The following is a 22063-nucleotide window of genomic DNA, read 5'->3' as shown; positions in this document are numbered from 1 at the left end:
CGGATGTGAAAAGTGTGCTTTGTGAGGTCTGCTGCATGCTCACCGTTCGCCGAGCCGCGGCGGCGCCGTCCGGTAGGTCGCGGGCGTGGCGCTGAGGCGGATCGGGTTGGCCATCAGTCGCAGGGGTCGCTCGTGTCGTTCGTCGTCGATCTCCACAACAGGTGCAAGACCGAGCCGTTCGGCCAGGCCGATCGCGTCGGCAATGTCGTTGAGCGGGCCGCAGGGGACCCGCTCCGCGGTCAGCGCGTCGAACCACGTGTCGGCGGTCTCGGAGGACAGGGCCTCGTTGATCGTCTTCACGAGCACGTCGCGGTTGGCCACGCGCGCCGCGTTGGTGGCGTACCGCTCGTCGGAGGCGAGTTCGTCGAGTCCGAGCACGCTGCACAGTGAGGCGAACTGACGGTCGTTGCCCACGGCAAGCACCAGCGGACGGTCGGCGGTGGTGAACAGTTCGTACGGCGCGATGCTGGGGTGCCTGTTGCCCATGGCGGTGGGAACGACCCCCGCAGCCACGTACCCGGAGGACTGGTTCGCGAGCGCCGACAGTAACGATGACAGGAGATTGACCTCGACGCGCTGCCCCTCACCGGATCGGTCGCGGTGTCGCAGCGCCGCAAGGATACCGAGTGCCGCATGCATCCCGGTGATGACGTCGACGACCGCGACACCGACCTTGGTGGGGGTGTCGGCGTCTGGGCCCGTGATGCTCATCAGGCCGCCGACCGCCTGAATCAGCAGATCGTAACCGGGCAGGTTGTTGTGCCCGCCGAATCCGGTGATCGAGCAGTACACGATATCGGGATTGATCTCACGCACCTGCTCGTAGCCGAGGCCGAGGCGGTCCATGGTGCCGGGCAGGAAATTCTCGACCATGACGTCGGCGCGTGCCACGAGGGTTCGTGCTTGTCCGAGGCCGTCGGGGTCGGAGAGGTCGATCGCCTCGGACCTCTTGTTCCGGTTGACTCCGAGGAAGTACGACGATTCCTCGCCGACCCACGGCGGACCCCAGCTGCGGGTGTCGTCCCCGGTACCCGGGCGTTCGACCTTGATCACCTCGGCGCCGAGGTCGGCGAGCATCATCGTGGCGTACGGGCCGGCGAGGACGCGGCCGAAGTCGGCAATCACCAGGTCGTCGAGGGCGCCACCCGTCTGCGTGGTCACCTGAATGCGGCCTCTCCTGTCAGCGCCTTGCCGATGGACAGCTGGTGCATCTCGGAGGTGCCCTCGTAGGTCAGCACCGATTCGAGGTTGTTGGCATGCCGGATGACCGGGTATTCGAGGGTGATGCCGTTGGCACCGAGGATCGTGCGGCATTCCCGCGCGATCGCGATGGCCTCACGGACGCTGTTGAGCTTGCCGGTGCTGATCTGCTCGGGGGTGATCTCACTGCGGTCCTTGATGCGACCGAGGTTGTAGGCGAGGAGATGTCCCTTGCCCACCTCGAGCGCCATATCGGCGATCTTGGCCTGCGTCAGCTGGAACGCGGCGAGCGGCTTGTCGAACACGATCCGCGACTGTGCGTAGTCGATGGCGGTCTCGAGGCAATCGCGCGCAGCGCCGATTGCACCGAAGGCGATGCCGAAGCGTGCTTCGCCGAGTGCCGTCAAGGGGCCACGCAGGCCCTCCGCGAGCGGCATCATCGCCGAGGACGGCAGCCGCACTCCGTCGAGGACGAGCTCGGAGGTCACCGAGGCGCGGAGCGACATCTTGGCGTGGATCTCAGGCGCGGAGAAGCCCGGAGTGTCTGTGGGAACCACGAATCCGCGGATGCCCTTGGGACCCTCGTCGAGATCGGTCTGTGCCCACACCACGGCGACGTCGGCGATCGATCCGTTGGTGATCCACATCTTGGTGCCGCTGAGGATCCAGTCGTCGCCGTCGCGCTTGGCGTTGGTGCGCATCCCGGCCGGGTTGGAGCCGAAGTCGGGTTCGGTGAGGCCGAAGCAGCCGATCGCCTCGCCGGCGGCCATGCGAGGCAACCATTCCTGCTTCTGTTCCTCGCTGCCCCAGTGGTGGATGGAGAACATTGCGAGGGAGCCCTGCACGGAGACGAGGCTGCGGATGCCGGAGTCGACGGCTTCGAGTTCGAGGCAGGCCAGTCCGTATGCGGTCGCACTCATTCCCGCGCACCCGTAGCCGTCGAGGTGCATGCCGAGGACGCCGAGTTCGCCCAGTTCCTTCGCGAGGTCGCGGGCCGGGAGTTTCGCCTCTTCGAACCATTGGGCGATGTGCGGGCGGATGCGGTCGGTCGCGAACTTGCGCACGGTGTCGCGGATTGCGATCTCTTCCGGTTCCAGCAGCGAGTCGAGGGCGAAGAGCTGGGTGAGGGACTGAGTGTTCGGCATGTGGTTCTCCAAGGTCCTGGGTGATGGGTCCGGGTGAGGAAAATCGTTTGTGCAATCGTATGCAAGAACGATTGCGAGAACGATTGCATCACCTAGGCTAGGGCGAGTGATGTGGGTCGTCAACCCGGCGCCGGCATCGATGTGACAGAGCAGGAGAGCCCGAATGGCCCGACCCGACCGCGCGCCGACTCTCAAGGAGATCGCCGAGCGCGCCGGTGTGCACGTCTCGACGGCATCGCGGGTGCTGCGTCAGCCCGAACCCGTCGACGGATGGTCGGACTCCGCCCTGCGTGTACGTGAGGTTGCAGAGGAGCTGGGTTACCGCCCGAACCTGTGGGCGGCGAGCCTGCGCACCCGCAAGACCACCACGCTCGGTGTTGTGATGCCCAGGCTCACCGACGGTGTCGTCGCCACGACCTACCAGGGCATCGAGGAAGCGGCCGAGCGCGCCGGGTACTCGGTGCTGCTGTCCAGTCCTCCCGACGACCTCGACGCGCAGCGCCGCGCCATCTCCTTGCTCGTCGGACGACAGGTCGACGGCCTGCTGCTCAGCAGCCTGCACATCCCCGGCGGCCCGTTCGTCGAGTCGCTCGCACTCGGACCGCTTCCGCTGCTGTGTGTCACCCGGCACGCCGACGCGGGACTGCCCTTCGTCGTCGGCGACGACTACCGAGGCGGTTGCCTCGCCGCGCAGCACCTGCTCGACCGCGGGTATTCGGATGTCGCGATCATCGCCGGCCCTGACCACGCGAGCACGGCCCGCGACCGCCGCGCGGGATTCGTCGACACGCTTGCGCGTGCATCGTTCCCGCTGCGTCCCGACAGGATCGTGCGGTCGGGCTTCGACGTGGCCGGGGGCGTGACGGCCGCGCGCGTACTGCTGGATCGCCCGGAACGCCCCCGTGCGATCTTCGCGGTCAGCGACACGATCGCGATCGGTGTCCTCGGAGTCGCGCGCGATCTCGGGCTGACCATCCCCGATGACCTCGCACTCGTGGGATACAACGACATTCCCATCGTCGAGCAGCTACCCGTCCCTCTGACGACGGTCCGCTCGCCCGCCCACGAGATCGGGGCGTCCGCGGTGCGCAGCCTGCTCGAACTCGTGCAGGGACGCGAGGTGGAGTCGATACGGCTGCCGGTCGAGCTCATCGAGCGGAAATCGAGTTGACCCGGCTCCGGTGTGTTCGGCTCGGTGTTCGGTCACCGCTGGACAGCGACACGGTGACCGTGGACGATCGCGCACGTGGCGAATAACGATGCGCAGCGTCTCCGAGACCTCTCGCTGTTGCGCCGTGTCCGCGACCGCATGGATCGCGAGTACGCGCAGCCGCTCGACGTGGACGCGCTCGCGCGCGGGGTGGGTATGTCGGCGGGGCATCTGAGTCGCCAATTCAAGAAGGCCTATGGCGAATCGCCCTACTCGTACCTGATGACCCGCCGGATCGAACGTGCGATGACGCTTCTTCGCCGCGGTGACCTCAGCGTCACCGATGTGTGCTTCGAAGTGGGCTGCTCGTCGCTGGGGACATTCAGCACGCGGTTCACCGAATTGGTCGGTATGCCGCCGAGCGTCTACAAGGACAAGGCCGAATACGGGACGGAAGGTATTCCGGCGTGCGTCGCGAAACAGATCACGAGACCGGTCAGGAATCGAGAAGCGCAGGTGTTCGGCCGTCGCTAGCGTTACGGCTATGGACATCACCATTCATTACACATTCCTCCCGCACACCGATCCGGAAGCGTCCTTGGCGTTCTACCGTGACACCCTCGGATTCGAGGTCCGCAAGGACGTCGGCTACGAGAACATGCGGTGGATCACCGTCGGACCACCCGACCACCCTGAAACCTCGATCGTCCTGAACCCGCCCGCGGCAGACCCCACCATCAGTGACGACGAGCGGAATACGATCCTCGAGCTGATGGCAAAGGGCAACTACGGTGCGGTCACTCTCGCCACAGACGATCTGGACGGGCTGTTCGCGCGACTCGAGGCCGGCGGGGCCGAGGTCCTTCAGGAACCGATGGATCAGGATTACGGCGTGCGCGACTGCGCCTTCCGCGACCCGGCCGGAAATCTGATTCGGATCAACCAAACCAGCTGATCTGCAAGGCATTCAAACTTCGAGTGGAGGTCGAGATGGGGCAGGACGACGGATCGGGTACCGACCGGACGCGACCACCCGGCACGCCGGGGGCGCTCTCACGCTGGTTCCAGCGGACAGCCAATGCGCGAACGATGCGGAAAATCCGACGCGGCAAGGGCAGGACGATGGGCATGGACATGTTGATCCTGCACACGGTCGGTCGCAGGAGCGGACAACGGCGTGAAACTCCGCTGATGCGGTTGACGGACGGCGACGATGCAGTTCTCGTCGTCGCATCGGGTGGCGGCAGTGTGAACCCCGACTGGCACGCCAATCTGATGGCGCACCCGGACGGCGTGTCGGTGGAACTTCCAGGCCGTGCACCCGTATCCGCGACAGCACACGAACTTCGCGGCACCGAACGTGCACAGGCCTGGCAGCGACTGGCGGCCGAGCAGCCTCGAATTGCGAAGTATCAGGGCAAGTCCGATCGTGAATACCCGTTGATCCGGCTGACGCTGCAGTAACCGCGTGGCACAGTCGAACAGGTCAACCACTGCGGACCTCCAGGGCGAGGTCCGGACAGAGAAACGGAGACACCGATGACACCGTCCGCCAGGGCGAACACCCGGTCGCGTGAACTGAATACTGCCGACAGTCACGACAGAATCCTCGTCCACGGGGCACGGGTGAACAACCTTCGCGATGTCAGTATCGAGATCCCGAAGCGGCGGCTGACGGTGTTCACCGGTGTCTCCGGATCCGGCAAGAGTTCGCTGGTGTTCGGCACGATCGCCGCGGAGTCGCAGCGGCTGATCAACGAGACCTACAGCGCGTTCGTTCAGGGGTTCATGCCGAGCATGGCCCGCCCCGATGTGGACGTGCTCGACGGGCTGACGACGGCGATCCTCGTCGATCAGGAGCGCATGGGTGCGAACCCGCGCTCCACCGTGGGTACCGCAACCGACGCGAACGCCATGTTGCGTATCCTCTTCAGTCGGCTGGGGAACCCGCATATCGGTTCCCCCCAAGCGTTTTCGTTCAACGTGGCTTCGATCAGCGGTGCCGGAGCCGTGTCGATGGAGCGTGGTGGCCGGACAGTGAAGGAACGACGCTCCTTCACCATCACCGGCGGGATGTGTCTGCGCTGCGAAGGGCGGGGATCGGTGTCCGACTTCGATCTGACCGCGCTGTACGACGAGACCAAGTCGCTCAATGAAGGTGCGCTGACCATTCCCGGTTACAGCATGGAAGGCTGGTACGGGCGAATCTACCGAGGTTGCGGCTTCTTCGACCCAGACAAGCCGATTGCGAAATTCACGAAGAAGCAACTGGGCGATCTGCTCTACAAGGAACCGACCAGGATCAAGGTCGAAGGCGTCAACGTGACCTTCGAGGGACTGATACCGAAGATCCAGAAGTCGTTCCTGTCCAAGGATCGCGAGGCGATGCAGCCGCACATTCGTGCGTTCGTGGATCGCGCGATCACATTCTCGGTCTGCCCCGAGTGCGACGGCACGCGACTCACCGAGGCCGCGCGATCGTCGAAGATCAAGGGACTGAGTATCGCCGACGTGTGCTCGATGCAGATCAGCGACCTCGCCGAGTGGGTTCGAGATCTCGACGAACCGTCGTTGGGGCCACTGCTCGACAACCTGCGGCAGAATCTCGAGTCCTTCGTCGACATCGGTCTCGGATACCTGTCGCTCGAACGCCCGGCCGGCACACTCTCCGGTGGTGAGGCACAGAGGACCAAGCTGATCCGCCATCTCGGGTCGTCGCTCACCGACGTCACCTACGTCTTCGACGAACCGACGATCGGTCTGCATCCGCACGACATCGCGCGGATGAACGACCTCCTGCTGCAATTGCGCGACAAGGGCAACACCGTTCTCGTCGTCGAACACAAGCCCGAGGTCATGGCAATCGCCGACCATGTCGTCGATCTCGGTCCACACGCCGGTACCGACGGCGGAAAGGTGATGTTCGAGGGCACCTTCGACGGCCTGCGGAAGAGCGACACCCTCACCGGCAAACACCTCGACGATCGTGCCTCCCTGAAATCGTCGGTGCGCACGGGTGGAGGCGCACTCGAAGTGCGCGGTGCCGACACCAACAACCTCCGCGACGTCGACGTCGACATCCCCCTCGGAGTGCTGGTGGTGCTCACCGGTGTCGCGGGGTCGGGGAAGAGCTCGCTCATCGGAGGATCGGTGTCCGGTCGCGACGGCGTGGTCACCATCGACCAGGGAGCGATCAAGGGGTCGCGGCGTAGCAATCCTGCGACGTACACGGGCATGCTCGACTCGATCCGCAAGGCCTTCGCGAAGGCCAACGGGGTCAAGCCGGCCCTGTTCAGCGCGAACTCGGAAGGTGCGTGCCCCAACTGCAACGGCGCGGGCGTCGTCTACTCCGATCTCGCGATGATGGCCGGAGTCGCGACCCCCTGCGAGGTGTGCGACGGCAAACGTTTCCTGGCCGAGGTGCTCGAATACAAGTTCGGCGGCAAGGACATCAGCGAGGTCCTGCGGATGTCTGTTGCCGAGGCCGAGGAATTCTTCGGAGCTGCGGATTCGAAGATCCCGGCGGCCCACAAGATCCTGGATCGCCTGGTGGACGTCGGACTCGGTTACATCAAGGTCGGGCAGCCGCTGACGACGCTCTCCGGCGGTGAACGGCAGCGCCTGAAGCTGGCCACCCACATGGGGGAGAAGGGTGAGATCTACATCCTGGACGAGCCCACCACCGGCCTCCACCTCGCCGACGTCGAGAACCTGCTCGGCCTGCTCGACCGCCTCGTCGACTCCGGAAAGTCGGTGATCGTCATCGAGCACCATCAGGCGGTCATGGCGCACGCCGACTGGATCATCGACCTCGGTCCCGGTGCGGGCCACGATGGCGGCAGCATCGTCTTCGAGGGGACGCCGTCGGATCTCGTCGCCGCGCGGTCGACACTCACCGGTGAGCATCTCGCGGAGTATGTCGGAGCGTGAATGCGATCAGGGCGCATTCTCCAGCCGGAGAATGCGCCCTGATCGGCTCGTTTCACGAGTCGGGGTGGCGGGATTCGAACCCACGACCTCTTCGTCCCGAACGAAGCGCGCTACCAAGCTGCGCCACACCCCGTGATGAACCTCGGCCAGCTTACAACACGAGCCGTGTGAATGTTGAATCGGCTGGTCAGCGACAGTTCCCGATGGTCAGCGCCAGTGTGGTTCCCGATGGTCAGTGACGAGACTCCGCGCTTTCCGCGGCGCTGCCCGTGGAGCGCCGTGACTCCTCGCGCGGAGCCGGAACCAAGGTCAGGAGAGTGGCTTCCGGGCGGCAGCAGAAACGTGCAGGAGCAAACGGGGAGGTGCCCATTCCTGCCGACACGTGCAGCTGCATATGAGCGCCCCACCGGGACGGGCCTTTCACCCGCGACCGGTCGATGCCGCAGTTGGTCACCAGCGCGCCGAAGAACGGCAGGCACAGCTGACCGCCGTGGGTGTGGCCGGCGAGTACGAGGTCGTACCCGTCGTCGGCGAAACGGTCGAGTACTCGGGGCTCGGGGGAGTGGGACAGCCCCAGTCGGAGGTCGGCGGACTTGTCGGCCGACCCGGCGATGGTCTCGTAGCGATCGCGTTCGAGATGTGGGTCGTCGACACCTGCCACCGAGATACGCACACCGCCGACCTCGACGTCGCGCCGGACGTGGGTCATGTCCTGCCAGCCACGTTCGTTGAACGCTGCACGCAGATCGCCCCAGGGCAGAGGCGGTCCGTACAGGCGGTCGTGGTCCTTGTCGAAATAGGCGAGCGGGTTCTTCAGGACCGGCGCGAAGTAGTCGTTGCTACCGAACACGAAGAGGCCGGGGCGAGCCAGCAGGCCACTGAGCGCTTGGACGACGGCGGGTACTGACTTCGGGTGCGACAGGTTGTCGCCCGTGTTGATCACCAGATCGGGCTCGAGCCGATCCAGCTCCCTGAGCCAGTTCTGTTTCCGTTTCTGCCCCGGCATCATGTGCAGGTCGCTGATGTGCAGCACACGGAGGGTCGATGCACCCGGCGCGAGGACCGGGACGGTGACCTCCCGGAGGGTGAAAGCGTTGCGTTCGATCAGCGTCGCGTAACCGAGACCGAGGGCGGCAGCTCCTGCGGTACCCGCAGCGACACGTGTGAGGGGAGAAAGGTCAGGCACTTCTTCAGCGTACCGCCGCTGCACATCTGCGCACGTGCTTCGACGTTCCGGGCGTAGGTTCTGGGTATGACCGATACAGCTTCCTCACTCAAATCCACATTGCGTGCAGACATGACTGCCGCGATGAAGGCCAGGGACCAACTGCGCTTGGCGACGCTGCGGATGTTGCTCGCCGCGATCCAGACCGAGGAGGTCTCGGGGAAGGAAGCACGCGAGCTCTCCGATGACGACGTCGTCAAAGTTCTGTCGCGTGAGTCCAAGAAGCGCGGTGAGGCCGCTGAGGTCTACACCGAGAACGGTCGTGGTGAGCTCGCAGCCAAGGAGCACGCCGAGGCCCGCATCATCGACGAGTACCTGCCGACACCATTGACCGATGCGGAACTCGTCGACGTGGTCGACACGGCGATCGGCAGGGTCGCCGATGAGCTCGGTGCGCGTCCCGGTCCGAAGAACATGGGCCAGGTCATGAAGGTCGCTACCGCGATCGCCGCGGGCAAGGCAGATGGAAAGCGCCTGTCCGCGGCGGTTCGGTCGCGTCTCTAGTCGTCAGTTGTCCGGTTGCGACGGGGTCGTCGTGGCAGCAGGACTCTCCGATTCGCTCTCGTCCGGCGGAGCCGACTCGGTCTGGGCCGGTTCCTGCCGGCCGGGGACCGGGGCGGGGGCAGCCGGAACAGTGGTGTCCGGAACCTCGCTGCCGCTCGGTCGTGCGGGCGTGGCGCTCGTGGTGGGTGCTACGCGCACCGAACCGTCACTGACGAAGATCGTCACCGTCGAGCCGGGGACCGCAGAGCCGGAGGGTGAGCTACCGGTCACGACACCTGCTCGCTCTTCAGCCTTGATCGTGGCCTCGGACACCGAGAATCCCGCGTCCTGGAGGCGCTGGGTCGCCCGATCACGCGACAGGCCCGTGACGTCGGGAACCTGAGCGTTGCCGGCGCCGCGGACGTAACGGGGATCTGCGGGAGGAAGCTCGATGGAACCGAATTTGGTGGCGACCGGAAGCATGGCTGTGAACCACGTGTGTGCGGGGGCGGTGCCGCCGAACAGGTTGCCGTCGTAGCAGGGTCGGACGGGGTTGGCGCAGATCTGACCGGGGGTGGGGGAGTCGCCGAATGTGTAGACGGACCCGGCATACCGGTTGGTGAAGCCGAGGAATGCGGACGACATGTGCGACTCGGTGGTGCCGGTCTTCGCAGCCACCGGCAGGTTCCATCCGGTGGCGCCCGCAGCGCCGGAGGCGGTGCCGCCGCCTGCCACGTCCTTGCTCATCGCATTCGCGAGGGTGTCGGCCAGGCCGGGCTCGACAGCCTGCTCGCATGCCTGCTGTGTGATCGGTACGGGCTTGCCTTCACGATCGAAGACGCCGTCGATCGGGGTCGGCGGGCACCACTTGCCGTGCGACGCGAGGGTGGCGGCCACATTCGACAGTTCCAGCGGGTTGATCCACGTGGGGCCGAGTGTGTACGAGCCCAGGTGCTGCTGCTTCTGCATGTCGGCCATCGACTGCTCACCGAAGCCCGAGGTGTTGGGCTGCAAGTAGGAACGCATCCCCAGCCGCACAGACAGGTCGACGACGGAGTCGACCCCGGTCGCCTCGATCAGTTTCACGAAGGCGGTGTTCGGTGATTGCGCGAGCGCGTCGGTCACTGCCAATGCGGGTGGGTACGCCCCGGCGTTCTCGACGCAGTAGTAGCCGGCCGGGCAGCCTGCGGCGCCACCGTCCCCGAGGCCCTGCGCGTTGTAGCGGGACGGTACGTCGAGGACGGCGCTGGTGCCGAGGCCCTGCTCCATTGCCGCGGCGACCGTGAAGATCTTGAAAATCGATCCTGCGCCGTGGCCGGCGAGTGAATAGGGCTGCGGCTGGACGGTCTCGTCGGCGTCGCCGTCGAGGCCGTAGGTGCGGCTCGAGCCCATCGCGAGTACTCGATGGGCGTCCTGCCCCGGCTCGATCACGTTCATCACCGATGCGACATCGTCGACGGTCGGGCTCGTGTACTGATCGAGCGCGGCCTTGGTCGAATCCTGTACTTCCGGGTCGAGCGTGGTGCGGATGAGGTAGCCGCCCTTGTCGATCTGCTCTCGGGACAGACCGGAATTCTCGAGGTACTGGAGCGCGTACTCGCAGAAGAATCCGCGGTCGCCTGCCGCGATGCAGCCGCGTGACAGAGTGTTCGGCTCGGGGAGGACACCGAGTGGTTCGGCCTTCGCGGCACGGATCTCGTCGGCCCGCTCGGGAATGTTGTCGATCATCGTGTCGAGCACAATGTTGCGGCGGTTGGTCACGCCTTCTTGGTTCGTGTACGGGTTGAGGGCGGAGCTGGACTGCACCATGCCCGCGAGCATCGCGGACTGCGCGATGCTCAGGTCTTTCGCGTCGATCCCGAAGTAGGTCTGGGCAGCGTCCTGGATACCGAACGAACCGTTGCCGAAGGGCACCAGGTTCAGGTAGCGGGTGAGGATCTCGTCCTTCGACAGTTCTTCGTCGAGAGTCAGTGCCATCCGGATCTCACGGATCTTGCGGGCCGGTGTGGTCTCGATCGCCGCGCGGCGTTCCGCGTCGGTCTTCGCGACGACGTGCAGCAGGTAGTTCTTCACGTACTGCTGGTCGATCGTCGACGCACCCTGCTCGACCTGACCGCTGCTGGTGTTGGTGAGGAATGCGCGGATGGTGCCCTGCCAGTCCACGCCCTGATGCTCGGGGAAACGCTTGTCCTCGATCGAGACGATCGCAAGCTTCATCTCGTTGGAGATCTGGTCGCTGGGGACCTCGAAGCGTCGCTGGTCGTACAGCCACGCGATCGTGTTGCCGGCGGAGTCGACCATCGTCGTGACCGCGGGAACGATCCCTTCGACGAGTTCTGCGGAACTGTTGTCCACGGTGTCTGCGGCGCGATTCGATACGTAACCGAATCCGCCCGCGGCCGGGAAGAGCATTCCGGCCACGAGGACACCGCCGAGGGCCGTGCAACCGGCAAGTTTCGCCACAGTACTTCGGATCGACACGGGTACACCCTACGTGCCGATCGGAGCGGTCGACGATTCCAGGGAGGCGAAACGCCGTCCGACGTGCAGCTATGCACAGGCGTACCAGAAAAGGTTTCGTTCGCCTTGCGCGTGGGCATCAGTTTACCTAGATTGAGACAGCAGTGTGATACAGATAACACCTCGACAGTGAAGACGTACAAGTTTTTTCATGCTAAGTGCAAATTGTGCGTCTTCAGGACCTCCGTACATCGGAGTTCGGAATGCAAAGGGGAACTGAATGCACCTGACCGCCCCCATGACCAGGCTCGACGTCGACGAAGAAGAGGCCCGCATCGCCTGGGTGTCCAAGGCTCGATGCCGCGAGGTAGACCCCGATCAGTTGTTCGTCCGCGGCGCGGCGCAGCGGAAGGCAGCGGTGATCTGCCGACACTGCCCTGTGATGCTGCAGTGCGGCGCGGACGCACTCGACAACCGCGTCGAGTTCGGAGTGTGGGGAGGCATGACCGAACGTCAGCGTCGTGCACTCCTCAAGCAACATCCGGAAGTGGAGTCCTGGTCGGACTTCTTCGAGGCGCAGCGTCAGCACCAGAACGCGGTATGACCGCGACTCGGTGAGAATGCTGCCTGTGTGACGACGCCGGAGCACGCACGACGGGGAAGGTCGTGCGTGCCACCCGGAATGTTCATGCCTGCCGGGTCAACTGGTCGCCCACTGCGCGCAGCGCTTCGAGGTCCGATACCTCGAAGGGCAACGACGGCACACCGACGACCGGCACACGTGGATTCGCCGAGGTGAATCCACGCAACAGACGAACTTCTCGCTTCGCCGTCACTGCGCGATGCGCGTGGATGCGGAGCACGGCCGCTGCGGCGGGCGCATCCTCACTATCTTGCTCCGCGAGGAGGTCGGCCGAGGTCAACGCGTGGTCGGCCGGCAACGACGACAATGTCGGGTGCGTCCGATTGAGCACGAGACCTGCGAGCGGCATCTTGTCGCCGCTCAGACGTTCCACGAAGAACGATGCCTCGCGCAGGGCATCCGGTTCCGGGGCCGCGACGACCATGAAGTGGGTTCCGGGCTGCTGCAAGAGCTGATAGGTGCGGTTGGCGCGCTCACGGAACCCGCCGAACATCGAATCCAGCGACTGCACGAACGCGGATGCATCCGAGAGCATCTGGCTGCCCACGATCGTCGACACGGCCTTCAACGCCAAACCCATCGCGCCCGTCACGAGTCGCCCGAGGCCACGGCCCGGAGCGGTGAAGATTCGGATCATCCGACCGTCGAGGAAGGCACCGAGGCGCTGTGGTGCGTCGAGGAAATCGAGGGCGTTCCGTGACGGTGGGGTATCGACGACGATGAGATCCCACTCGTCGCTCGCCGCGAGCTGGCCGAGTTTCTCCATCGCCATGTACTCCTGCGTACCGGAGAACGACGACGCCACCGTTTGGTAGAAGGGGTTGTCGAGGATCTGCTGTGCCTTCTCCGGCGCCGAGTGTTCGACGACCATGTCGTCGAAGGTGCGGCGCATGTTCAGCATCATCGCGTGCAGCTCGCCCGTCGTACCGGACTCGAGCGGTACTTTCTGCGGGGAGTTGTCGAGAGTCTGCACACCGAGTGCTTGGGCCAGCCGCCTCGCCGGATCGATCGTGAGCACCACTACCTTGCGGCCCTGCTCCGCCGCACGCAATGCGAGCGATGCTGCCGTCGTCGTCTTACCGACACCGCCGGACCCGCAGCACACGATCACCCGTGACGCCGGGTCGTGGAGGATCTTCGCGACATCGAGCACCGGTGCCGTGCGCACCGTCCGCTCGGTCATCGGACGCCCTGCTCGGCAAGAAGTTCGGCAAGCTCGTAGAGCCCACCGAGGTCGACCCCGTCCGCAAGCAGCGGTAGAGACATCCGTGCCACCTTCACATCGTCGAGTTGGGCGGCGCTGACCTGCTGCGCCTGCAGTATCGAGGCATGCTCGATGGTCTCCGTGAGCAATCCGGCGAAATCGTCGTCCGACAGCGTCAGCCCCACCCGCTCGAACGCCGTCCGGATGGATTCGCCGGGGATGCGGCCGTCGGCGACGTCGTCGACGAGTGCGTCCGGCAGGTGCTCGGGTTCGGTCCTGTTGACGATCACCGTGCCCATCCTCAGATCGGCTGCCTCGAGTTCGTCGACAGCGTCCGCCGTCTCCTGTACGGGTAGTGCCTCGAGCAGCGTCACCAGGTGCACGACGGTCTCGTCGGAATGCAGCAACCGGACGACACCTTCGCTCTGCGAGCGGATCGGTCCCGACTTCGCGAGGTCGGCCATCGCCTTCGTCACGTCGAGGAAACTGCCGATCCGGCCGGTGGGCGGGGCGTCGACCACAATCGCGTCGTAGAGGCGCTCACCGGACTTGTCGGTGCGCACCACCGTCTCCTTGATCTTTCCGGTGAGGATCACATCGCGGAGTCCTGGGGCGAGCGTCGTCGCGAACTCGATCGCGCCGAGCTTGCGCATCGCACGGCCCGCGAACCCGAGGTTGTAGAACATGTCGAGGTATTCCAGGAACGCTGCCTCGATGTCGATCGCGAGGGCCATGACCATTCCGCCTCCCTCGGCGGTTGCGATCTTCGTCTCCACCGGAGGTAGCGGCGCCACGTCGAACAGCTGCGCGATCCCCTGTCTGCCCTCGGTCTCGACGAGCAGGACCTTCCGGCCTCCCGACGCGAGGGCGAGCGCTATCGCCGCCGCCACCGTGGACTTCCCGGTTCCACCCTTACCGGACACGAAGTGCAGTCGTGCCCGCGCGGCCTTGGCCGGCCATGTGCCGGAATGAGATGTCTGTGTCGCCACGGTGACGAGCCTATAAGTCGTCAAGGGGGAAAGGCGCCGGATAGGGTCAGGTCATGAGTGAATTGACTACGTGGGAGTACGCAACCGTGCCCCTGCTCACGCACGCGACCAAGCAGATCCTCGACACGTGGGGTTCCGACGGGTGGGAACTGGTGACGGTTCTGCAGGGACCCACCGGCGAACAGCACGTCGCATACCTCAAGCGCCCGAAGAGCTGACCGCATGGCCGAAACCTGGACCGCACGTCTGACCGAACTCGGGATCACCCTGCCGTCGGTCGCCAAGCCGGTCGCCGCATATGTGCCGGCTGTGCGCAGCGGGAACACTGTCTACACCTCGGGCCAGCTTCCTATGGTCGACGGCACCCTGGCGTACGTCGGCAAGGTCGGCTCCGACGTGTCCGCCGACGACGCGAAGGCCGCTGCCCGCATCTCGGTGCTCAACGCACTGGCTGCAGTCGACGCCCTCGTGGGAATCGACAATGTGGTGCGCATCGTCAAGGTCGTCGGATTCGTGGCTTCGGCCGACGGATTCACGGGTCAACCCGGTGTCGTCAACGGAGCCTCGGAACTGCTGGGCGAGATCTTCGGCGAGGCCGGCGCTCACGCGAGGTCGGCAGTCGGTGTCGCCGAACTTCCGCTCGCTGCGTCCGTCGAGGTGGAACTGATGGTCGAGGTGCGCTGATCATGGCGCTCTCTCACCCTGCCTACGGGCAACTGCGGCAGATCACCGAGAACGCGGCGGTGATTCTCGCCGAGAATCCGTCGGTGATGTCCCTCGAGGGAACCAACACGTGGATCCTGCGCGCACCGGACAGCGACGAGTGCATCGTGATAGACCCGGGGCCGCTCGACGAGGGTCACCTCGCGCGTGTCGCGCAGGTCCCGGTGGCGATGACGCTCATCAGTCATCGCCACTTCGACCACACCGAGGGGGGTGAGCGCTTCGCCGAGCTCACGGGCAGCCCTGTCCATGCCGTGACACCCGAACATCGGCACGGCGGCGGTACCGCACTGTCCGACGGCGACGTCGTCGAAGCAGCTGGACTCCGCGTGCGGGTGCTCGCCACACCGGGGCACACGGCGGACTCACTGTCGTTCGTTCTCGAGGACGATCGCAGCGTCCTCACCGCCGACACGATCCTCGGGCGCGGAACCACCGTGCTCGACGACGTCGACGGCGACCTCGGCGACTATTTGGGTTCGCTGCGGGCGTACATCGAACTGGGCCCGGGGTACACCGTGCTCCCCGGCCACGGGGCCGAACTACCCGACCTCGAGACGATCGCTCGCGGGTACCTCGCGCACCGGGAGGAACGGCTCGACCAGGTGCGCAACGCGTTGCGCACCCTCGGCCACGATGTCTCGGCGCGACGGGTCGTCGAACACGTCTATGCGGACGTCGACGAGTCCTTGTGGGGAGCGGCCGAGAAGTCGGTGAACGTGCAGCTGGCATATCTACGCGGGTAGACCGCAGAGCAACAACGAACGAGTGAGGCCGGGACACCAGATGGTGTCCCGGCCTCACTCGTCAGCAGTGTCGACCGGAGAGTGTCCCTAACGGGCGCGACGCGCCAGACGCTCGGAGTCCGAGATCAGCACGCTCTTGCCTTCCAGCCGCAGCCAGCCGCGGTGTGCGAAGTCGGCGAGCGCCTTGTTGACGGTCTCGCGGGACGCGCCGACGAGCTGGGCGATCTCTTCCTGGGTCAGGTCGTGGGTCACGCGGAGCGCGCCCGCTTCCTGGGTGCCGAAGCGCTGCGCGAGCTGCAGCAGGGCCTTGGCGACACGACCGGGGACGTCGGTGAAGATCAGGTCGGCGAGGCTGTTGTTGGTGCGCCGCAGACGACGGGCGAGCACGCGCAGGAGCTGCTCTGCGATCTCGGGTCGCTGGTCGATCCACGCCTTGAGTGCTTCGCGGTCCATGCTCACCGCACGCACCTCGGTGACGGTGGTGGCGGTGGACGTGCGCGGGCCCGGGTCGAAGATGGACAGCTCACCGAACATGTCGGAGGGGCCCATGATCGTCAGCAGATTCTCGCGGCCATCCGGCGAGCGCCGTCCGAGCTTGATCTTGCCGGAGACGATGATGTACAGGCGGTCGCCCGGTTCACCCTCGTTGAAGATGACGTGGCCGCGCGGGAAATCGACGGGTTGCAGTTCTTTGACCAGCGCCGCAACCGCAGAGGGCTCGACTCCTTGGAAGATGCCTGCTCTGGCCAGGACCTCGTCCACGTGCGCTCCTTTTGGGATGATTCTTGTTGTTCTTCAACTGGCGGGTGTGCACGTCCAGGGCATCCGGCGAGGGTCACCTTTTCGGCGTACGAACGCCAAGTCTACTGTGCCTGCCACATGTGTGAGTGACCGACACCACGGAATCGTCCGTGTATGTCGGATCCCGCCCTCGAATGCTACCGGCCGGTACCGGCGTCAGCTCGCTCGGCTCGCGTCCAGCAGATCCGGCGCGTCGACGGAATCGGAGGTGTCGCTGCGCCGCCGACGGCGATTGAACCGGGCCAGCGCGCCGGGGAATCCTTCGCGGGCGAGTGCGTGGACGTCGTCGTGGTCCGCCTGATCGAGGAACTCCTCGACCTCCTGTTGACGGACGGACAATCGACTCAATCGCGATTCGACCCTCTCCATGGCGAGTGCAAACAACATGAGCAGCACCGGGAGAAGTACGACAGCAAGAGCTTGCATGACGGGAAGTAAACACCGGCAAGATCTCAGAACAGACACGGCCCCCGGATTGAGCCCGGCGCCTTACGTACAGTGGTTCAGGTGCAGCCGACCCCGTCCGAGAGCCTCGATTCGAGTCCTGTTCGCGCCGCCGAACGGAGTCCGCGCAGGCCACGTCGGGCGCGGGGGCCCGAGTCGCGCCTCGGTCTGGTCCGGCGCGCACGGCGGATGAATCGACGCCTTGCCGAGGCCTTTCCGCATGTCTATTGCGAGCTCGATTTCACCACGCCGCTCGAACTCGCGGTCGCGACGATTCTGTCCGCACAGTGCACTGATGTACGCGTCAACCAGGTCACGCCGGCGCTGTTCGCCCGCTACCCGGACGCTCGCTCGTATGCGGAAGCCGACCGCACCGAGCTCGAGGAGTACATCCGTTCCACCGGCTTCTACCGCAACAAGACGAACTCACTCATCGGCCTCGGACAGGCGTTGCTCGAGCGTTTCGACGGCGAGGTTCCGCGCCGGATGAAAGACCTCGTGACGCTCCCGGGTATCGGCCGGAAAACAGCGAACGTGGTCCTCGGCAATGCCTTCGATGTGCCGGGAATCACTGTCGATACCCACTTCGGGCGGCTCGTGAACAGGTGGAAGTGGACCGACGAAACCGACCCCGTGAAGGTCGAGCATCTGGTCGGTGAGCTCATCGAGCGTAAGGAATGGACCCTGCTGTCCCATCGGGTGATCTTCCACGGGAGGCGGGTCTGTCATGCGCGTAAGCCGGCGTGTGGAGTGTGCGTGCTCGCGAAGGACTGCCCTTCTTACGGGATCGGGCCCACCGACCCGCAGATCGCCGCGGGGCTCGTGAAGGGACCGGAGACCGAGCATCTGCTCGCGCTCGCCGGGCGGTGACGGCGGTGCGTCCTTCGAGCGCAGGCCGTTGGAGCCTGGCAGCACTGGTCGTCGTGATCGCGTTGATCGTCGCGATCTGGCCTCGCGACAGCGACACCCCCGACCCGACTTCTACCGACGTCCCGGGGACCTCCGCGGCACCCGTCGACCGTCGACCCCAGGACGACGCGCAGGCGCTCGCCCCGCTGCGCGCCGCAGCCGATCTGCAGCCGTGCCCGGCTCCGACGGGAGCACCTCCGGAGGGACCGCTCACCGGAATGGTGTTCGAGTGCGTGGGCGACGGTGGCTCCGTCGACCTCGCCGCGGGGCTCGCCGGTCGGCCCGCCGTCGTCAATCTCTGGGCGTGGTGGTGCGGGCCGTGTGCCGAAGAACTTCCCGTGCTCGAGGAGTACGCGCTACGCGCGGGTGATGCGGTGTCGGTGGTGACCGTGCACACCGATCCCAACGAGGCGAACGCGCTGGACCGGCTCGCTCGGTACGACGTCCGGCTGCCCGGGGTGCAGGACGGTTCGGGACGTGTGCAGGCGGCGGTGGCTGCACCGGCAGTTCTGCCCGTTACGGTGCTCGTGCGCGCCGACGGTTCGGTCGCGAAGGTGTTGCCCCAACCGTTCCGCAGCGCCGATGAGGTAGCCGAGGTTGTCGAGACACATCTGGGGGTTGTCGCATGATGCCGTATTGGTTGCGGGGTGTGGCCACCTCCGAACTCACCGACCCACACGGACTCAACCCCGTCCTGACCCGCGAGGCTCCGCACGGGACGGTCTTGCGCCAGGCGGCGGTGCTCGTCCTGTTCGGCGGATCGCGAGAGCCCGACCCTCTTGCCCGCGGTGGTCTGCCGGCAGACGCCGATGTATTGCTCACTCAGCGTGCCGCGACCATGCGCGAGCACAGTGGGCAGGTCGCATTTCCCGGTGGCGCCGCCGACCCGGAGGACGACGGCCCCATCGCGACCGCCTTGCGTGAGGCGCAGGAGGAGACCGGGCTCGACCCGGACGGTGTGCGACCGCTGGCGGTGCTGCCCGAACTGTTCATTCCTCCGTCGGGATTCGACGTGACCCCCGTTGTTGCGTATTGGGAGAAGCCCAGCCCGGTCGGGGTGGTCGATCCCGCCGAAGCGGCTCTCGTCGTGCGTGTACCTCTGCGTGATCTACTCGACCCCGACAACAGATTCCAGGTCTCCCACCGGATGGGGTATCGCGGTCCGGCCTTCCAGGTCGACGGCATGCTCGTGTGGGGGTTCACCGCGGGCGTTCTCGCGGGTTTGTTCGCGGTGTCGGGGTGGGAGATCGAATGGGACCACAGCGACGTCCGTGATCTGGAAGTGGTGCAAGCCGAACTCGAATCGGGGGTGATCGACGCATGACCGGCTCGGGTTGGCTCGACCTCGTCCTCGTCCTCGTCGTGATCATCGCGGCGTCATCGGGTCTGAGGCAGGGGGCGGTGGCGTCGGCGCTGGCATTCCTCGGGGTGTTGTTGGGTGCCGTGGCCGGCATCCTCATCGCACCGCACGTTCTCGTCCACGTCGACGAGGGACGCCTACGGATCCTTGCGGGGATCATGTTGATCATCGTGCTGGTGGTGGTCGGGGAAGTCGCGGGCATGGTGCTCGGCCGAGCCGCGCGGAGCAGTATGCACAGCCCCAGCGCTCGTGCGGTCGACAGCGTGATCGGCGCGGGGCTCCAATCCGTCGCGGTTCTCATTGCCGCCTGGCTGTTGGCCATCCCGTTGACGTCCGCGGCGCAACCGCAGATATCCGCGGCGGTGCGCGGATCGAAGGTACTCGGGACGGTCGACAATCTTGCGACCGACTGGATGCGGGCGATCCCCAACGAGTTCTCGGCACTTCTCGACACCTCGGGCCTACCCGAGGTGATCGGGCCGTTCGGTCGTACACCGATCGCAGAGGTCGCCGTCCCCGACGGCACACTGCTCGACGGGCCGATCCCTGCACAGTTGCATCCGAGCGTGCTGCGCATCAACGGTGTCGCCCCGAGCTGTCAGAAGGCGCTCGAAGGATCGGGCTTCGTAGTGTCGCCCGAACGTGTCATGACGAATGCGCACGTCGTCGCGGGGACCGCGGCGGTCACCGTCGAGAGCAACGGGCGTGCACTCGACGCGGAGGTCGTGCTGTTCGACCCGGCGGTCGACGTGGCGATCCTCGCGGTCCCAGGTCTGACCGCGCCGCCGCTCGCGTTCTCCGCCACCCCGGCCGACTCGGGCGACGACGCCATCGTCCTCGGGTATCCGGGTGGTGGACCGTACACCGCCAGCGCGGCCCGCATCCGCGAGACTCTGGATCTGCAGGGACCGGACATCTACCGCAGCGGCACCGTCGAGCGTGAGGTCTACACACTGCGCGGGCTGATCCAGCAGGGCAACTCCGGTGGACCGCTCGTCGATCCGCAGGGGCGGATCCTGGGCATGGTGTTCGGTGCGGCGGTCGACGATGCAGATACCGGCTTCGCACTCACCGCATCCGAGGTGAGCCGTCAGCTCGCCGTGGCCGACTCGATGGTCGCCGCCGTCGAAACAGGGACGTGCATCGTCTGAAGCGCTCTAATGGGCGCGGATGAAGTCCAGGAGCGCAGCCGTCACGTCGTCGGCTTTCTCCTGGTGTGGGTAATGGCCTGCGCCGTCGATGAACTTCATGATCCGGCCGGGTGCGTGTCGCACACAGCGACGCAGAGTCGCGGCGACCACATACGGATCGAGCGCGCCGTGCACCTGCAGGACGGGAAGGGTCAGGGTGACTTTCATGGCCTTCATGAACCGGCGGCCGTCGGGTCGCCACTGACTGCGGAACGCCCACCGCTGGTACTCGAGACTGCAGTGCGCCACTCCGGGGACCTGGACTGCCGCGCGCAGGCGGTCGATGACCTCCGGGAATTCTTCGCTGTGCTGCCAGTCGCTCCCCGATCGGATCCGCACGAGGCGTTCGATCTCGGCGCTGTCGTCGCGCACGAGCAGCCGTTCGGGTCGCCACGGCAGCTGATAGGCGAGGAAGGTGGGTAGCAGGGCCTTGCGCTGTGCACGGTCCCGAAGTGCAGCATCACGGAGCGAAATCGGGTGCGGAGAATCCACGACCGCGATCGCGCGGACGAGCTGAGGGTGCAGAACGGCGGTGGCCCAGCACACGAGACCACCGTCGGCGTGGCCGACGAGAATCGCCTCGGTGTATCCCAACGCCCGGATCAGTCCGGCGACGTCGTTGGAGAGAGTCCAGCCGTCGTAGCCGCGGGGTGGCTTGTCGGTGTCGCCGTAGCCGCGCTGGTCGATCGCGATCGCGCGATACCCGGCGTCGGCGAAAGCGGTGAGCTGATGACGCCATGACCACCACAGGTCACCGAAACCGTGAATGAATACCACCAACGGCGCGCCGGGTCCGGTGCCGTGGGCTTCGACCGCGTGCAGCCGGATGCCGTTGGCGTGGATGTCGCGATGGGTCCACGGGCCGTCGTAACGGACCGTGGACGGATCGGGTGGGGTCAAAGTGGTGATCGTTCGAGCTGAGTCAACGCGCCGCGTGCTGCGGGCGATGTGCATCGGTGTCGCTGCCGGAATGCGGCAGAACCGTCTTCGCTTGCTTGAGCGAGTCGATGGTCTTGTTCGGTGCCCGTAGCTTGCGAACGCGCATGTAACCGATCAGCGCGAAGATCGCCGTCACGACCACCATCAGCAGGAAGACGATCAGGAACGCCAGCCAGCGGGCAACCCACACATCGAGCAGTTCGGCGAGGAAGAAGAAGAAGAAGAACGAGCTGAAGATGAGAACAGCGAGAGCGAGGATGAAGAACAGACTGCCCTGCAGTCCCTTCTTGACCTCACCGGTGACCTCCGACTTCGCGAGTTCGACCTCGGCACGGAACAGCGTGGACACCTGCGCGGTCGCGTCACGGACGAGTTCGCCGATACTCGCGTCCCGCGAGGTCGGGGTGTGTACCTCCGTCAGCGGAATGCCCGAGATGCTGCTCGGCGCCCCGTCTCCCGGCCGGTTCCCGTTCGTGACGCTCACTAGTCGACCCCTTCAGGTTGGTTCGTTCGTGCTTGCGG

24 protein-coding genes and 1 tRNA gene are annotated in these 22063 nt (G+C 65.7%); 14 read left to right on the top strand and 11 right to left on the bottom strand.

Going from position 1 to position 22063, the window contains the following annotated elements; genetic code table 11:
- Positions 1-39: 39 nt before the first annotated feature.
- Together ACZ46K_RS02290 and ACZ46K_RS02285 are read right to left on the bottom strand one after the other, a co-directional pair.
- A complete protein-coding gene (locus tag ACZ46K_RS02290) occupies positions 40-1161 on the bottom strand; it encodes a CaiB/BaiF CoA transferase family protein (RefSeq protein WP_464746462.1) in 1122 nt (373 codons plus the stop codon).
- Positions 1158-2345: an acyl-CoA dehydrogenase family protein gene (locus ACZ46K_RS02285; RefSeq protein ID WP_054805740.1), complete on the bottom strand. Its 1188-nt coding sequence runs from the start codon at positions 2343-2345 to the stop codon at positions 1158-1160. Before ACZ46K_RS02285 ends, ACZ46K_RS02290 begins: the two co-directional genes overlap by 4 nt.
- A 163-nt stretch (positions 2346-2508) precedes the next feature.
- On the opposite strand from ACZ46K_RS02285, the gene ACZ46K_RS02280 reads away from it, so the two are divergent.
- The 5 genes from ACZ46K_RS02280 (at position 2509) to ACZ46K_RS02260 (ending at position 7425) form a co-directional block, all read left to right on the top strand.
- Positions 2509-3516 (top strand): LacI family DNA-binding transcriptional regulator, encoded by a 1008-nt coding sequence (locus tag ACZ46K_RS02280; protein WP_464746460.1) that lies wholly within the window; start codon positions 2509-2511, stop codon positions 3514-3516.
- Between the two features lie 138 nt (positions 3517-3654).
- Entirely contained in the window at positions 3655-4029 is a 375-nt protein-coding gene (locus tag ACZ46K_RS02275) for a helix-turn-helix transcriptional regulator (RefSeq protein WP_464749515.1), read from the top strand.
- A gap of 10 nt (positions 4030-4039) precedes the next feature.
- Complete coding sequence (locus ACZ46K_RS02270; protein WP_054805737.1) at positions 4040-4450, top strand: VOC family protein; 411 nt, start codon at positions 4040-4042, stop codon at positions 4448-4450.
- A gap of 35 nt (positions 4451-4485) precedes the next feature.
- Positions 4486-4959, top strand: coding sequence for a nitroreductase family deazaflavin-dependent oxidoreductase (locus ACZ46K_RS02265; RefSeq protein ID WP_464746458.1), 474 nt, complete (start codon positions 4486-4488; stop codon positions 4957-4959).
- Positions 4960-5034: 75 nt separating this feature from the next.
- A complete protein-coding gene (locus ACZ46K_RS02260; protein WP_464746456.1) occupies positions 5035-7425 on the top strand; it encodes an ATP-binding cassette domain-containing protein in 2391 nt (796 codons plus the stop codon).
- Positions 7426-7484: 59 nt separating this feature from the next.
- Here the strand turns inward: ACZ46K_RS02260 and ACZ46K_RS02255 are convergent.
- A tRNA-Pro gene (locus ACZ46K_RS02255) sits at positions 7485-7558 on the bottom strand.
- Positions 7559-7657: 99 nt separating this feature from the next.
- Positions 7658-8611, bottom strand: a complete 954-nt coding sequence (locus tag ACZ46K_RS02250; protein ID WP_464746454.1) for a metallophosphoesterase — start codon at positions 8609-8611, stop codon at positions 7658-7660.
- A gap of 66 nt (positions 8612-8677) precedes the next feature.
- On the opposite strand from ACZ46K_RS02250, the gene ACZ46K_RS02245 reads away from it, so the two are divergent.
- Positions 8678-9154, top strand: coding sequence for a GatB/YqeY domain-containing protein (locus tag ACZ46K_RS02245; protein WP_054805736.1), 477 nt, complete (start codon positions 8678-8680; stop codon positions 9152-9154).
- Between the two features lie 3 nt (positions 9155-9157).
- Here the strand turns inward: ACZ46K_RS02245 and ACZ46K_RS02240 are convergent, their stop codons facing one another.
- Positions 9158-11596 (bottom strand): penicillin-binding protein, encoded by a 2439-nt coding sequence (locus ACZ46K_RS02240; RefSeq protein WP_464749514.1) that lies wholly within the window; start codon positions 11594-11596, stop codon positions 9158-9160.
- A gap of 277 nt (positions 11597-11873) precedes the next feature.
- Here ACZ46K_RS02240 and ACZ46K_RS02235 point away from each other — a divergent pair, with 277 nt between their 5' ends.
- Positions 11874-12197: a WhiB family transcriptional regulator gene (locus ACZ46K_RS02235; protein WP_054810128.1), complete on the top strand. Its 324-nt coding sequence runs from the start codon at positions 11874-11876 to the stop codon at positions 12195-12197.
- A gap of 82 nt (positions 12198-12279) precedes the next feature.
- Here the strand turns inward: ACZ46K_RS02235 and bagB are convergent, their stop codons facing one another.
- Both bagB and bagA read right to left on the bottom strand, forming a co-directional pair.
- Positions 12280-13419, bottom strand: a complete 1140-nt coding sequence (gene bagB / locus ACZ46K_RS02230; protein WP_054805735.1) for an ATPase BagB — start codon at positions 13417-13419, stop codon at positions 12280-12282.
- Positions 13416-14429, bottom strand: coding sequence for an ATPase BagA (bagA, locus tag ACZ46K_RS02225; RefSeq protein ID WP_054810127.1), 1014 nt, complete (start codon positions 14427-14429; stop codon positions 13416-13418). Before bagA ends, bagB begins: the two co-directional genes overlap by 4 nt.
- 53 nt (positions 14430-14482) lie before the next feature.
- Between bagA and ACZ46K_RS02220 the strand changes: the two genes are divergently transcribed.
- From ACZ46K_RS02220 to ACZ46K_RS02210, 3 genes are read left to right on the top strand one after another with little or no spacing between them, the layout of a single operon-like run.
- Positions 14483-14647, top strand: a complete 165-nt coding sequence (locus tag ACZ46K_RS02220; RefSeq protein ID WP_132474880.1) for a DUF4177 domain-containing protein — start codon at positions 14483-14485, stop codon at positions 14645-14647.
- Positions 14648-14651: 4 nt separating this feature from the next.
- Positions 14652-15113 carry a RidA family protein gene (locus tag ACZ46K_RS02215; RefSeq protein ID WP_464746451.1) on the top strand — a complete coding sequence of 154 codons (462 nt, stop codon included), beginning with the start codon at positions 14652-14654 and terminating at the stop codon, positions 15111-15113.
- A gap of 2 nt (positions 15114-15115) precedes the next feature.
- Positions 15116-15898, top strand: a complete 783-nt coding sequence (locus ACZ46K_RS02210) for an MBL fold metallo-hydrolase (RefSeq protein WP_054810126.1) — start codon at positions 15116-15118, stop codon at positions 15896-15898.
- Positions 15899-15985: 87 nt separating this feature from the next.
- On the opposite strand, the gene ACZ46K_RS02205 is transcribed toward ACZ46K_RS02210, so the two are convergent.
- Entirely contained in the window at positions 15986-16660 is a 675-nt protein-coding gene (locus tag ACZ46K_RS02205; RefSeq protein WP_054805733.1) for a cyclic nucleotide-binding domain-containing protein, read from the bottom strand.
- Between the two features lie 195 nt (positions 16661-16855).
- Complete coding sequence (locus tag ACZ46K_RS02200; protein ID WP_464746448.1) at positions 16856-17125, bottom strand: hypothetical protein; 270 nt, start codon at positions 17123-17125, stop codon at positions 16856-16858.
- 81 nt (positions 17126-17206) lie between these two features.
- Between ACZ46K_RS02200 and nth the strand changes: the two genes are divergently transcribed.
- The 4 genes from nth to ACZ46K_RS02180 are packed head-to-tail and all read left to right on the top strand — an operon-like array spanning position 17207 to position 20563.
- Positions 17207-18013, top strand: a complete 807-nt coding sequence (nth, locus tag ACZ46K_RS02195; protein WP_054805739.1) for an endonuclease III — start codon at positions 17207-17209, stop codon at positions 18011-18013.
- A gap of 5 nt (positions 18014-18018) precedes the next feature.
- Positions 18019-18681 (top strand): TlpA family protein disulfide reductase, encoded by a 663-nt coding sequence (locus ACZ46K_RS02190; protein ID WP_464746445.1) that lies wholly within the window; start codon positions 18019-18021, stop codon positions 18679-18681.
- A complete protein-coding gene (locus ACZ46K_RS02185) occupies positions 18678-19376 on the top strand; it encodes an NUDIX hydrolase (RefSeq protein ID WP_054807286.1) in 699 nt (232 codons plus the stop codon). The genes ACZ46K_RS02190 and ACZ46K_RS02185 overlap by 4 nt, the downstream gene beginning before the upstream one ends.
- Positions 19373-20563, top strand: coding sequence for a MarP family serine protease (locus ACZ46K_RS02180; RefSeq protein ID WP_054807285.1), 1191 nt, complete (start codon positions 19373-19375; stop codon positions 20561-20563). The genes ACZ46K_RS02185 and ACZ46K_RS02180 overlap by 4 nt, the downstream gene beginning before the upstream one ends.
- Positions 20564-20569: 6 nt before the next feature.
- Here ACZ46K_RS02180 and ACZ46K_RS02175 read toward each other — a convergent pair whose 3' ends face one another.
- Both ACZ46K_RS02175 and ACZ46K_RS02170 read right to left on the bottom strand, forming a co-directional pair.
- Entirely contained in the window at positions 20570-21502 is a 933-nt protein-coding gene (locus ACZ46K_RS02175) for an alpha/beta fold hydrolase (protein WP_464746443.1), read from the bottom strand.
- Between the two features lie 22 nt (positions 21503-21524).
- Positions 21525-22025 carry a phage holin family protein gene (locus ACZ46K_RS02170; RefSeq protein WP_054807284.1) on the bottom strand — a complete coding sequence of 167 codons (501 nt, stop codon included), beginning with the start codon at positions 22023-22025 and terminating at the stop codon, positions 21525-21527.
- Positions 22026-22063 lie beyond the last annotated feature (38 nt).

This window comes from Rhodococcus sp. JCM 9793, from assembly GCF_055380405.1.
The sequence above is the reverse complement of the archived record's forward strand: the minus strand, read 5'-3'. Positions and strand labels throughout refer to the sequence as shown.

Excerpts from the sequence above, each read along its gene's own strand:
- bagB (WP_054805735.1), bottom strand. The coding sequence starts at position 13,419 with ATGACCGAGCGGACGGTGCGCACGGCACCGGTGCTCGATGTCGCGAAG.
- ACZ46K_RS02210 (WP_054810126.1), top strand. The coding sequence starts at position 15,116 with ATGGCGCTCTCTCACCCTGCCTACGGGCAACTGCGGCAGATCACCGAG.
- ACZ46K_RS02200 (WP_464746448.1), bottom strand. The coding sequence starts at position 17,125 with ATGCAAGCTCTTGCTGTCGTACTTCTCCCGGTGCTGCTCATGTTGTTT.
- ACZ46K_RS02220 (WP_132474880.1), top strand. The coding sequence starts at position 14,483 with ATGAGTGAATTGACTACGTGGGAGTACGCAACCGTGCCCCTGCTCACG.
- ACZ46K_RS02235 (WP_054810128.1), top strand. The coding sequence starts at position 11,874 with ATGCACCTGACCGCCCCCATGACCAGGCTCGACGTCGACGAAGAAGAG.
- ACZ46K_RS02265 (WP_464746458.1), top strand. The coding sequence starts at position 4,486 with ATGGGGCAGGACGACGGATCGGGTACCGACCGGACGCGACCACCCGGC.
- ACZ46K_RS02215 (WP_464746451.1), top strand. The coding sequence starts at position 14,652 with ATGGCCGAAACCTGGACCGCACGTCTGACCGAACTCGGGATCACCCTG.
- ACZ46K_RS02260 (WP_464746456.1), top strand. The coding sequence starts at position 5,035 with ATGACACCGTCCGCCAGGGCGAACACCCGGTCGCGTGAACTGAATACT.
- ACZ46K_RS02270 (WP_054805737.1), top strand. The coding sequence starts at position 4,040 with ATGGACATCACCATTCATTACACATTCCTCCCGCACACCGATCCGGAA.
- ACZ46K_RS02180 (WP_054807285.1), top strand. The coding sequence starts at position 19,373 with ATGACCGGCTCGGGTTGGCTCGACCTCGTCCTCGTCCTCGTCGTGATC.
- ACZ46K_RS02275 (WP_464749515.1), top strand. The coding sequence starts at position 3,655 with ATGGATCGCGAGTACGCGCAGCCGCTCGACGTGGACGCGCTCGCGCGC.
- ACZ46K_RS02285 (WP_054805740.1), bottom strand. The coding sequence starts at position 2,345 with ATGCCGAACACTCAGTCCCTCACCCAGCTCTTCGCCCTCGACTCGCTG.
- ACZ46K_RS02280 (WP_464746460.1), top strand. The coding sequence starts at position 2,509 with ATGGCCCGACCCGACCGCGCGCCGACTCTCAAGGAGATCGCCGAGCGC.
- ACZ46K_RS02185 (WP_054807286.1), top strand. The coding sequence starts at position 18,678 with ATGATGCCGTATTGGTTGCGGGGTGTGGCCACCTCCGAACTCACCGAC.
- ACZ46K_RS02245 (WP_054805736.1), top strand. The coding sequence starts at position 8,678 with ATGACCGATACAGCTTCCTCACTCAAATCCACATTGCGTGCAGACATG.